Source organism: Paenibacillus dakarensis (assembly GCF_001373415.1).
Taxonomy (GTDB): Bacteria; Bacillota; Bacilli; order Paenibacillales; family Paenibacillaceae; genus Paenibacillus_AQ; species Paenibacillus_AQ dakarensis.
In genome coordinates, this window is sequence record NZ_CDSE01000084.1 from 225,027 (window position 1) to 235,774 (window position 10,748).

11 protein-coding genes and 1 pseudogene are annotated in these 10,748 nt (G+C 46.7%); 2 read left to right on the top strand and 10 right to left on the bottom strand.

Annotation, left to right across the window (positions count from 1 at the left end; translation table 11 throughout):
• Positions 1 to 30 precede the first annotated feature (30 nt).
• From BN1234_RS18010 to BN1234_RS18020, 3 genes are read right to left on the bottom strand one after another with little or no spacing between them, the layout of a single operon-like run.
• Entirely contained in the window at positions 31 to 474 is a 444-nt protein-coding gene (locus BN1234_RS18010; protein WP_054958021.1) for a DUF309 domain-containing protein, read from the bottom strand.
• Complete coding sequence (gene yjbM, locus BN1234_RS18015; RefSeq protein ID WP_054958022.1) at positions 464 to 1,285, bottom strand: GTP diphosphokinase; 822 nt, start codon at positions 1,283 to 1,285, stop codon at positions 464 to 466. The genes BN1234_RS18010 and yjbM overlap by 11 nt, the downstream gene beginning before the upstream one ends.
• A 25-nt stretch (positions 1,286 to 1,310) precedes the next feature.
• The gene (locus tag BN1234_RS18020) at positions 1,311 to 2,405 is read right to left on the bottom strand and encodes a quinone-dependent dihydroorotate dehydrogenase (RefSeq protein WP_054958023.1); all 1,095 of its coding nucleotides are present in this window, start codon (positions 2,403 to 2,405) and stop codon (positions 1,311 to 1,313) included.
• A 184-nt stretch (positions 2,406 to 2,589) separates the two neighbouring features.
• On the opposite strand from BN1234_RS18020, the gene BN1234_RS22550 reads away from it, so the two are divergent.
• Positions 2,590 to 2,727: a hypothetical protein gene (locus BN1234_RS22550; RefSeq protein WP_170308076.1), complete on the top strand. Its 138-nt coding sequence runs from the start codon at positions 2,590 to 2,592 to the stop codon at positions 2,725 to 2,727.
• On the opposite strand, the gene BN1234_RS18025 is transcribed toward BN1234_RS22550, so the two are convergent.
• From BN1234_RS18025 to BN1234_RS18035, 3 genes are all read right to left on the bottom strand, one after another.
• Positions 2,724 to 4,145 (bottom strand): L,D-transpeptidase, encoded by a 1,422-nt coding sequence (locus BN1234_RS18025; protein WP_054958024.1) that lies wholly within the window; start codon positions 4,143 to 4,145, stop codon positions 2,724 to 2,726. The genes BN1234_RS22550 and BN1234_RS18025 overlap by 4 nt on opposite strands.
• Positions 4,146 to 4,336: 191 nt before the next feature.
• Positions 4,337 to 4,576, bottom strand: a complete 240-nt coding sequence (locus BN1234_RS18030; RefSeq protein WP_054958025.1) for a ferredoxin — start codon at positions 4,574 to 4,576, stop codon at positions 4,337 to 4,339.
• Positions 4,577 to 4,715: 139 nt separating this feature from the next.
• Positions 4,716 to 6,014, bottom strand: coding sequence for a DNA polymerase IV (locus tag BN1234_RS18035; RefSeq protein WP_054958026.1), 1,299 nt, complete (start codon positions 6,012 to 6,014; stop codon positions 4,716 to 4,718).
• A 185-nt stretch (positions 6,015 to 6,199) separates the two neighbouring features.
• Between BN1234_RS18035 and cimA the strand changes: the two genes are divergently transcribed.
• Positions 6,200 to 7,819, top strand: coding sequence for a citramalate synthase (cimA, locus tag BN1234_RS18040; protein WP_054958027.1), 1,620 nt, complete (start codon positions 6,200 to 6,202; stop codon positions 7,817 to 7,819).
• A gap of 45 nt (positions 7,820 to 7,864) precedes the next feature.
• Here the strand turns inward: cimA and BN1234_RS18045 are convergent, their stop codons facing one another.
• The 4 genes and pseudogenes from BN1234_RS18045 to BN1234_RS18060 form a co-directional block, all read right to left on the bottom strand.
• Positions 7,865 to 8,419, bottom strand: coding sequence for a TlpA family protein disulfide reductase (locus BN1234_RS18045; protein ID WP_054958028.1), 555 nt, complete (start codon positions 8,417 to 8,419; stop codon positions 7,865 to 7,867).
• Positions 8,420 to 8,508: 89 nt separating this feature from the next.
• A complete protein-coding gene (locus tag BN1234_RS18050; protein WP_054958029.1) occupies positions 8,509 to 9,258 on the bottom strand; it encodes an exonuclease domain-containing protein in 750 nt (249 codons plus the stop codon).
• Complete coding sequence (locus BN1234_RS18055) at positions 9,255 to 10,334, bottom strand: DUF294 nucleotidyltransferase-like domain-containing protein (RefSeq protein ID WP_054958030.1); 1,080 nt, start codon at positions 10,332 to 10,334, stop codon at positions 9,255 to 9,257. Before BN1234_RS18055 ends, BN1234_RS18050 begins: the two co-directional genes overlap by 4 nt.
• 35 nt (positions 10,335 to 10,369) lie before the next feature.
• Positions 10,370 to 10,748 (bottom strand): annotated as a pseudogene (locus tag BN1234_RS18060) (ammonium transporter); the annotation flags it as partial.

The following is a 10,748-nucleotide window of genomic DNA, read 5'->3' on the forward strand; positions in this document are numbered from 1 at the left end:
GCGTTATTTGTATACATTTATAACTTAATTTCATAACTTAACAGGGCGCTGCGGACCGCGGCGTTGTGGTACATTGGGCTTGATTTGGTCGGAAGCTTTAGCAGCGAGCCGTTCCAGTTCCGGGTCCACAATCTCAATCGTAAGATCATAATAAGCAAAAGGCTCCTTGTGATAGTTGGCCAGCTTTTCAGCATAAACCTTAACTTCACGAATTAATTTACCCATGTGAATTCCAAGCTCTTCAGCAGGGTAACCGTATAATTTAGAATAAGCACTTTGCATCATCTTAAGTCCACCCGGAACATTGCTATTCCGAAAATGATAAAGTCCTACAGCTACCTGCAGCAGCCCCTTATAACGCGGATCTTTGTTCTGAGCCAGCCAGAGTTCTTCAAGTACCTCATGACATTCGAAAAAGTCCCGATCACGGTTAAAATAGACCAGGAAAGCAGCGTAAAGCGGCTCATACTTCATGATTAAGGACTTTCTTCTTCGCTTCTGTGAGCAGTTCCTTGACCTCAACCAGCAGCTCCTTCACAGCTTCCATATCATGATCCTGTCCCTGCTGCCAGATCTTGTTGAATCGTTCCTGATAATCAATAGCCTCATTAATCATATGATAGAAATACAACTGGTGTACTGCCTTAAGGAACTGAGAGGTAATGTTGGAGTTATCTTCGAACTGCTTTTGAGCCTCCAGTATTTCCTCACGGATACTCGACATTTCATTATCCAGTGTATTTGCGGCTTCCGCTGCTTTTTTCAGCCGAATCCGAATTTCTTCGGGAAGACTCTCACGATACTTGTAGCTTAACGAATGCTCAATAGTTGCCCAGAAGTTCATCGCCAGCGTACGCACCTGAATCTCAGCAAGTACGATTTTTTGACCTAATGCAGTCTGAACCGGGTATTCAACAATCATATGAAAGCTGCGGTATCCACTATCTTTATAATTCGTTATATAGTCTTTCTCGTAGAGGACTTTCAAGTCCTTTCTTCCGCGAATGTATTCAGCTACACGCCGAATATCCTCAACAAATTGGCACATGATGCGGATGCCGGCTATATCCTCGATTCCTGTCTCCAATTGGTCCATTGGAACATTTAACCGTTTGGCCTTATCAAGAATGCTAGAAATCCGCTTGACCCGTCCGGTCACGAATTCGATTGGCGCATACTCTTCTCGTTTCTTCAATTCAGAGCGCATGGTCTTGAATTTCACTTTCAATTCTTCTACGGCCTGTTCATACGGAAGTAAAAATGTCCCCCAGTCTCTACCGTCCATCGTCGTGCCTCCTGTCTTTAACCCATTAACGGTGATCTGCTCCTACCGCTTCGGATATATGTGCATATCCATCACGTTTCAAGAGTTCTCTTAGGCCAGCATGCAGCCTTCGATTCACCTCAGGCCCCTCATAAATGAGTGCTGTATAAATTTCTACTAAACTTGCACCAGCCCGAATTTTTTCGTAAGCATCCTGAGCTGTGAAAATTCCGCCCGAGCCGATAATCGGCAAGGAACCGTTCGTTTGCCGATATATCTTGGAGATAATCGCCGTGGATCTCTCACGCAGCGGTTTGCCACTAAGTCCGCCGCTTTCTTGGGCATTTCCGTGGCTTAAGCCTTCGCGGGATAATGTCGTATTGGTTGCAATAATGCCGGATACCCCGCTTCGGGCAATCGTATCCACCATGTATTCGAGTTCACCGTCACTCACATCCGGAGCAATTTTAACAAGAATGGATTTTTGCTTTCCATGCTTCAAAGCTTGGCGTGACATTTCACTCATAACAGCATCAAGTAATGAGGACAGCTCACTGCCGTGCTGCAAGCTTCTTAAATCCGGGGTATTCGGAGAACTGATATTGACAACAAAAAAATCCCCGTAAGGGTACAGCTCCCGAATACACGCTTCATAATCACGGTGTGCTTCCTCGTTCGGTGTAACTTTATTTTTCCCGATATTAACAGCTACAGGGATGGGACGCTCCTTCAATGCGGACAATCTCCGAGCCAATGCCTCGGCACCCTCATTATTAAAGCCCATCCGGTTAATGAGCGCTTCGTCTGAGGGCAGTCTGAACAACCGGGGAAGCTCGTTCCCTGGCTGTCCTAATGGTGTTACAGTCCCAACCTCCATAAACCCGAAACCGATCGATGAGAATCCCCTAACAGCCTTCCCGTTCTTATCTAAACCTGCAGCTAAACCTACCGGTGTAGGAAAATGCAAACCGAATAAATCAGCAGCAAGATCAGGTGTTTCTGTTATTCCGTACAATCCTCTCATCACAGCTTCAGTACCTGGCACCTTCACCGTGCGCCCAAGTCCGCCAACCACAAGGTGATGAGCTTTTTCCGGGTCCATCTTAAAAAATAAGGGTTTGCCTATATTACGGTACAGCACATCCATTCTTCCTCTCGTGGCTTTTAATTTCTCTATCATTCAGTTTATCCGTTTCTGGCTCAAAAAGAAAGTTATCTTCACGTTTTCAGACACTTCTCTCCCCTCCCTTATTGTAGCATTTCCGGGACAAACCCTTTACAATATAAGAGAGATTATATGATTAAACCGGAAGAGGGGAATGAACATGTCAGCTAAGCGTAAACCACCGACATTGCAGCAGAAAAAAGAAGAGGTCAATAAAAAGGCGATTCTGTGGATCGGCACAGGCATCTCACTGCTGATCATTCTGATCATTGTTTTGATTATCATCTCCCAGCCTTAATCCAGCCAGTTATATTCTTTGCGGGGGTTACTTTGTTCAGCGGCATGTATGAGCGAAAATCGCTCTTTCGGAACAACCAGGCCGGCTGGAAGAACCCCTTCCCCAATTCTAACCTGGGTCCCCATAGGCACCAGATCGAATAATTCCTCAACATCCCGTTTATGCATCCGAATACATCCTTCCGATTCGTTGCCCCCGATACTTTTAATATCCTGAGTTCCGTGAATTGCATAATTCGTATCTGAAAGCTGCATTCCCCTTGAACCATAGGTTCCTGTAGCTGAACCGTTCGGATTTATTACCTTATCACTGATCTGAAACCTGCCAAGTGGTGTTTTATTATCACGGCCAAGCCCTACCTCATAATTTCTAAGTAAAATGGAACCACTGACTACCGCCAGCCGATGATTTTTCCGATCAATAATTACTTCCAGAGGTTGTTTGAAAAATGCCTGCCCGTCAGGAAAAGCACCCAGTCCCGACGGCAAGCTCTCCGTCACCAGCTCTTCCGCTTGACTGCGATTTGATTCACTTGCGCCTTTTCCGACTACAGCCTTTTCCCTGCCCGTCAATACAGGAAACAGCCAATTCATCTCTGCGGATTGTCCGGATAGCCAGTTATTCGGAAACGGCCTTGTGAGTTCATCCAGATGATTAGGCAGCCTGCTGTTATGTTCACGGAACTGCTTAATGGCTTCTGACAAAACAGCATACTGAACCTGAAAATTCGCCCATTTCTCAGCCGCACCCTTGAGCGGTTTGTCATCCTGAGGTGAACAACTGCATTCGTCCTGAACCCCTTTAAAGGGCTCAATGGTTACAGCCCCTGCAGTATTGCGATGAATCCCGTACAGGACAGGCATTTGATCTGACCATACATCAAATTTTCCAGCCCGCTCCATCCCTAGAATGATTGTCGATGAGGGCAGTCGATCAGGAACGGTCAAAAACCTCGCCACCACGTCCGGCCATTTATGATTGCGGGCAGCAACTGCTGTGAATAGAGAATTGGTCTTAGCATCAGCCTTATCCCCCACCTCAGCTTCAGAAAACTCGGGCCACTGGATATCGCCGGGATGACTGCTTGCAATATGGGCAGGAGATTTATCCGGGGCATGAACAGAAGGCAGGAGAACAAGCAGCATCATAACAAGAACGAAAAGGACGCGCCGAATTCTTCTCCCTCTTTTATCTCGTTCTCTTTCGATCTCAAGCAGCCTTGATTCGTAGTTTTCCCAAATATGTGATGGGACCTTGCTCAGTTCAAACGCTTCATACACTTCTCCTGCTCGATTGAAGCAGTAATTGGCTTTTCCTATCTCACCGTTAGCAGCATAATCCTTCCCAAGCAAATACCAGGCCATTTTATTGTCAGGATGTGTCTCCACATATCGTTTGAGGTACAGCGAATTATTCATCAGAACCTCCGTAGGAGCTTATTCATATCATAAAGTTTATCGGCAAAACGCTTCCATTTCTAAAATACGAAATACTCCTGCTCCTCCTGCTGGTATCTTACCGGGGTATAAAAAAACGTCTCTGCTCATGGGCAAAGACGCTGGCTGCTGTTCCTATAATAATACCTGCGGATCTCCGCAGAAAATGATGTCTATTCTTCGTTAAAAGGTTCATCCGCAATGCGAATGGAATCCGTTGGGCAGCCATCACATGCATCTTCCATGTCTTCGTACATGTCCTCAGGAATTTCCGTTACACCACGGTTATTGTCACCTTGGTAGATGACTTCAGCCAGACCTTCATCGTCATAATCATAAATATCGGGTGCTGTTGCTCCGCATGCGCCGCAAGCAATGCAGGTATCTTTATCTACATAAGTGTATTTCGCCATAGCTTCTCTGCCTCCTGTATATCTAAAACATTCTTTAAAAACAATGAACGGTGCTCAGATATCCTTGCACCAACTACATATTAATACAATTTTTTGGGGAATACAAATGAATTCGCAACATTTTTCGCGCCCATGAATATTATTCCTGCTCTGATTTTCTTTCTGCACTTCTCACAAAATCCATCTGCAGGGAAGTCCCCCTGACTTTGTGATTCCGAATGAGTGCCGAAGGATCATCCCCCAGCATGCCTGCCGTCAAGACCGCGCTTTCCCCGAACTTGTTGCGCAGCTCATCCATCACTTTGGTCAATGACTCCTTCCTAGGCTGTTTCTCATAATCAAATAGATCAAGCTGAACAGCAGAATCCGCTCGCGAACATAACTGCTGAAGTGTTATCCCAAGCAATCGGAGCGGCTTCTCCTGTTTCCAATGCTTCTCGTATAATAAACAGGCTTCCCGGTATATATCATCTGTATTCTCGGTAGGAGTTCCTAGTTGACGTGATCTGGTAATAGTTTTCATGTCCGGTGTCCGAAGAGTAATCTGAATGCCTCCTGCCATAAGCTCCTGTCTGCGAAGCCGCCTGGCAACCTGATCGCTCAGATTCAGCAGCACACGCCTCACATCCTCAGGAGATGTAATGTCTGCAGGCAGCGTCGTTGTATGACCAATCGATTTGCTCTGCTCCCGATCCGCGTTTACGGGGGAATGATCCTGTCCGTTTGCCGCCTGTTTCATCCAGCTTCCCATGACACCAAAAGCTCTGGTAAGGAGCTGCTCATCCGCCGCTGCCAGTTCACCTATTGTGTTAATGCTCAGCTTTCTCAGTTTCTCGGCCGTTTTGGAGCCGATGCCGAACAGCTCTCCACAAGGACGTCCCCATAGTAATCTTGGCACATCACGAATACGAAGAATCGAAATGCCATTTGGCTTCTTCATGTCTGATCCCATCTTGGCCAGCAGTTTATTCGGTGCAATTCCGATGGAACAAGGCAAGGACAATTCTTCACGAATACGGCTCTGAATTTCTTCGGCGATCTCAAGCGGCGTTCCAAATTGCTTGGAGCCCGTAATATCCAGGTAACACTCATCAATGGAAGTCGCTTCCATGAGCGGAGTATAAGTATAGGCAATGTTCATGAATGCATTGGAATATTTGCGGTATAAATGAAAGTTGGGCTGGATCAGGATCAAATCCGGATAAATTTTCAAGGCTTGCCGCACATTCATCCCCGTTCTTATCCCTAGGCGGCGGGCAGCATAGGAACAAGTAACAATAACCCCTTTACGTAGCTCCACACTGCCTGCAACAGCTGTCGGTTGTCCCTTGTAGCGTTCAGGCTCCTCCGCCTCGTGTACAGAGCAGTAAAAGGCGTTCATATCCACATGGAGTATGACACGGCCATTTGCGGGGTAGTAATCGTTAATGTTACCCACGATTCATCCCTTCTTCTCTTCATAATGTCATGCTATATTCAGCATACCTTTCTCCCTGTCACAGGGTCAAGAATGGGGTCAACGGAAAAGTTTCAATTCTTTGTCACTTCCCCGTGCAAAAATGCTATAATAACAACATTATACCAATTCACGGTCCATCCCGGACTCGCAAAAAGGAGGACATCATGTCTAAGTCCATATCCATCTTTGATACGACTCTTCGCGACGGAACTCAAGGCGAAGGAATCAGCTTGACGGCGGACGACAAAATCAAAATCGCCAAAAAGCTGGATGCTCTTGGTGTCCACTATATTGAAGGCGGCATCCCGGGAAGCAACGGCAAAGACATCGAATTTTTCAAAAGAGTGCAGGAGCTCGGCCTCACTTCTAAAGTAACGGCTTTTGGGAGCACGCGTCGTAAGGGTTCCATCGCTGATCACGATGCGAACCTTAACCGGATACTCGAGTCCGGCGTCAAAGCCGCCACTCTTGTAGGTAAATCATGGGACTTCCATGTGCACACTGCCTTGCAGACGACTCTTGAAGAGAATCTTGCGATGATCTATGACTCTATCGCCTACCTGAAACAGAAGGGTCTTGAAGTGATTTTCGATGCAGAGCATTTCTTCGACGGATTCAAGAATAATCCGGAGTACGCTGTCTCGGTATTGTCCAAAGCACGCGATGCCGGTGCGGATTGGCTTGTCATGTGTGATACGAACGGAGGAAGCCTCCCTCACGAAGTGCACGATATCATAACATCCTTAAGTGTTCACTTACCAGGAGCCCCGCTCGGCATCCATACCCATAATGATTGTGAGCTTGCTGTTGCCAATACGCTAAGTGCTGTACAGGCTGGTGTAGCCCATGTACAAGGAACGATGAACGGATACGGCGAAAGATGCGGGAATGCCAATCTGTGCTCCATTATCCCGAATCTTCAGCTTAAGCTGGGTTATGATTGCATCGGTGAGGATAACCTTAGCCATCTGACAAGCACCGCCCGGTACGTTAGTGAAATCGCCAATGTGAATATGCCTGTGAATCAGCCTTATGTCGGCAATGCTGCGTTCGCCCATAAAGGCGGCATCCATGTCTCTGCTATTTTGCGGGATTCCAGAACGTACGAGCACATCGAGCCCAAAAAGGTTGGCAATAAACAACGTGTACTTGTTTCTGAACTTGCTGGACAGAGTAATATCGTTTCCAAGGCACAAGACATGGGACTCGATTTCGATCCCAGCAGTGATCAATCTAAAGTGGTTATCGGCAAAATCAAAGAATTGGAGCATCAGGGTTATCAGTTCGAAGGCGCAGATGCTTCGCTTGAACTCCTTCTCCGTGAAGCAAACGGTGAGGTTCAGGAGTTATTTACTTTTGAGTCTTTTAAGATGCTGGTCGAGAAGACTGCAGGAAGACCAGTTGTATCGGAAGCCTTTGTAAAGGTGAACGTGGCAGGCCAGAGCATTTATACGGCCGGCGAAGGCAACGGACCAGTCAATGCGCTGGATAATGCGCTTCGAAAGGCATTGCTGCAGTATTTCCCTTCCCTGAAAGACATGCACTTGTCCGACTATAAGGTGCGTGTGCTTGATGATAAAGACGCTACGGCCGCCAGGGTACGAGTGCTGATCGAATCCAAGAATATCGAAAATTCCTGGAATACAATCGGCGTATCAGGCAACGTTATAGAAGCCAGCTGGGAAGCGCTGGTCGATAGTATGCGGTATGCACTTTTGGGTCAGATTTCTCCCTCCAAGTCCGAAGATGAATCACTGCCCCGGCAGGGGCTTGTCAATCATTAATAAAGAGCACACTCCCTTTGCATCAGGGAGCGTGCTCTTTTTCTATTATGATCGAATCAGCTTTTTGATCTTCTTCTCGAGTTCTGCCGGATCAGGCGCACCAAGTATGATCTCCTTAATAACACCTCTTCGGTCAATCAGCACATTCGTCGGAAATACCTTGCCTTTATAAATCTCCTCAAATACTTTCCCCTCTCGGTCCAGCATAATCGGATACTGCAGTCCGTATTCCTTAACAAATTCCTTTGCCTTCTTCTCATTGTCATATTTCGTAACGTTAATCCCGTAAACCTCCAGGTCTTCCGGATAAGCAGCTGCGAGTTTTGCAAGCTCAGGCGCTTCTTTTTTACAAGGATCACACCAGGAAGCCCAATAGTTAATTATAAGCACTTTATCCCGCTGTCCGCCGCCGGAGTAAGCATTCCCGTCTAATCCCTTCAATGAAAATGACGGAGCCAGCAAACCTGCTTTCGGGCCTGTTTCCGTAGGCATTGGTTCTTCTGCCTTAAACACAGCCTCAATTTTGTCCCCTGCTTGATTGTAAATCACAGCAGCTGCAGCGAATAATATTACCGCTAATATAATCATGTTCCGCTTCATGGGTAAAGTTCCTTTTCTCTAGTAGACTTGGTTATAGTCCCTATTGTACCCTGAATGGCATAACTTTCAAACCGGCAGATCTTCTTATTTCAATAGGATGAACCTCTACTTAAATAAACATATAAATCCCCCAAAGTCTCTGCATATCGCCTGCGCTGAATTTCTTCCAAATATACAGTCCAGAGTCTAGCTGTCATCAATGCATCGGATAGCGCATCGTGTCTTCCATCCACGGGTATTCCCTGGCTCTGCAGAAGCTTATCCAGACTATAATCGGAAAGTTCAGGGTACAGATGCCGAGCCAGCATCAGTGTATCCAGCAAACGATGTGTTAACCTGACTCTGGAAGTTTTCCACAGTGCAGCATTCAGAAATCCGCGATCATGTCCTGCAGCATAGGCAACCAATACTTTTCCTTCAACAAATGCCATGAAGTCATGCAGGCCGTCCGTTAAGGAAACAGCGCCGTCTACCATAGACTGAGTTATTCCGGTTAATGCCGTGATCTGTTCTGAGACAGCTGCCCCGCTGTTCACAATGAGATGAAAGCTCTCTTTTTCCATAACCGTCATTCCACGTGTACAGACAGCTCCGATAGATATTATCTCATCTCCATGCTGATATGAAAATCCGGTGGTCTCCAAATCAAATACAACGGTTTCGAGCACATTCAGTGGCGTACTGAGCAATTCCGGCCGCCGATACTGCTTCATCTGTGAGCGAATGAAAGCAATCTGCTGGGCTGAAGCATTTCCTTTCATGAATGTTATCGCCGAATTCACATCCCCCTTCAACAGAGAACGCCAAAACCCAGCTCCTGATTCTCTTGGATCCCTCACAGCTCCGTCCGTTCTATAAAACGAAGCTCTCTTTGAAGCGAACGGTGTATCCGGCGTACCACACCCAAAGCATCTCTTAGCTCATACTGTAATGTTTTATTTCCTAACTCCTCTTTCAGAAGAAAATCACTGCTTTCAGTAAGCCCATCTTTTATCCTGGCCGAAATCCCGGCTCTCATCCGAAGTGAAAATATCAGGGCACGCTGAACATTTTCCAGCAGCAAATTGCCTCCTTCCAACTGAATAATCCGTTCGATCCGCTTCATTGATGAGGTTTCAGTAATCCCACGCTGCAATGCCATCGCTCGGATGCTGTTTACTAAAGGAATATACATGCCATACTTCACATCAAAATCACCTGCGTGCTCACCAAACCGCTCTGTTACAACTCTCCCCATAATATTAAGGGTCGCTTTATGACGCACAGTATTACGAAGAAGCGCATATTTCATATGGGGCTGACGAGCGATGCAGCTGCGAAAATGCACAAGCCAGATTTCTGACAATTCACTGCTGCCGGCAATATGTCTCATATCTGAGGCGATCATTAAATACCGCGTCGACTCCCATGCCGCTTCACTACTCCAGTCCGTCAGCTGTTTCTTCCACTCGGATAAGGAGCGTCTCCACATCGGTTCAGAGCACATCACTTTTCCCGCACATTTTCGATATCCGGCGTCCTCAAGCAGGTTCGACATATGGGTCCCGAATTTTTGAAAATAGCCTGCATCCTTCTCTTCAAGCTCATCACCAATAATAAGTCCATGATCCTGGTCGCTCCAAAGTGCAGCTTCCAACCTGGCGCTGCTCCCGAAAGCAACAAACGCATATCGGGCAGGAGGCAGGCCTAAGCCAGCCACTTTTAATCTAAGTTCGCAAATTACAGCTGCCCGCCGTGCGATTTCATCATGCATCCGGTTAACCCATGCCATCCACGTTTCCAAACTAGTGCCATTCTTCATTTCAAGAAGCTCGTGGTGGCAAGAAATTCTTGCATTTCTCAGTTCTTTCTCCCCGGTCGCATTCTGTATCTCAGAGAAATCCGGGATCAAATTCGGATATTTTTGCTGTTCCATGCCGGACCCTCCTAGAGAGATGAATTCAATCCTGTTCACGAAATGCCCGGTTCACTTCCAACTGGTCTTTTATGAACAGTGATGAGCTCAGCCGGTTCAGATTCCGATTTTGTAAGCAGCTTCATTTGCTCGGGATAGCCATAAGCCCCATGTTCACTTATATCCAGACCCATCAATTCTTCTTCCTCTGTTACGCGAAGACCAATTGTTTTCTTGATTAAGCCGAGAATAAGGAAGGACATAACCAGAACGAATGCAAAGGTCCCGGTTAACCCGAGAAGCTGAATACCAAGCTGCTTAAAGCCACCGCCATAAAATAAACCTGCGTCTCCAACTCCTGTGATCTCAACAAGCCTTGGTGCAGCAAATAAACCTGTGGATACCGCTCCCCACATTCCCGCCACACCGTGAACA

Bases quoted from the DNA above. Each gene is read 5' to 3' on its own strand.
- BN1234_RS18010 (WP_054958021.1), bottom strand. From the start codon at position 474: ATGAAGTATGAGCCGCTTTACGCTGCTTTCCTGGTCTATTTTAACCGT.
- yjbM (WP_054958022.1), bottom strand. From the start codon at position 1,285: ATGGACGGTAGAGACTGGGGGACATTTTTACTTCCGTATGAACAGGCC.
- BN1234_RS22550 (WP_170308076.1), top strand. From the start codon at position 2,590: ATGTCAGCTAAGCGTAAACCACCGACATTGCAGCAGAAAAAAGAAGAG.
- BN1234_RS18025 (WP_054958024.1), bottom strand. From the start codon at position 4,145: ATGAATAATTCGCTGTACCTCAAACGATATGTGGAGACACATCCTGAC.
- BN1234_RS18030 (WP_054958025.1), bottom strand. From the start codon at position 4,576: ATGGCGAAATACACTTATGTAGATAAAGATACCTGCATTGCTTGCGGC.
- cimA (WP_054958027.1), top strand. From the start codon at position 6,200: ATGTCTAAGTCCATATCCATCTTTGATACGACTCTTCGCGACGGAACT.
- BN1234_RS18045 (WP_054958028.1), bottom strand. From the start codon at position 8,419: ATGAAGCGGAACATGATTATATTAGCGGTAATATTATTCGCTGCAGCT.
- BN1234_RS18055 (WP_054958030.1), bottom strand. From the start codon at position 10,334: ATGGAACAGCAAAAATATCCGAATTTGATCCCGGATTTCTCTGAGATA.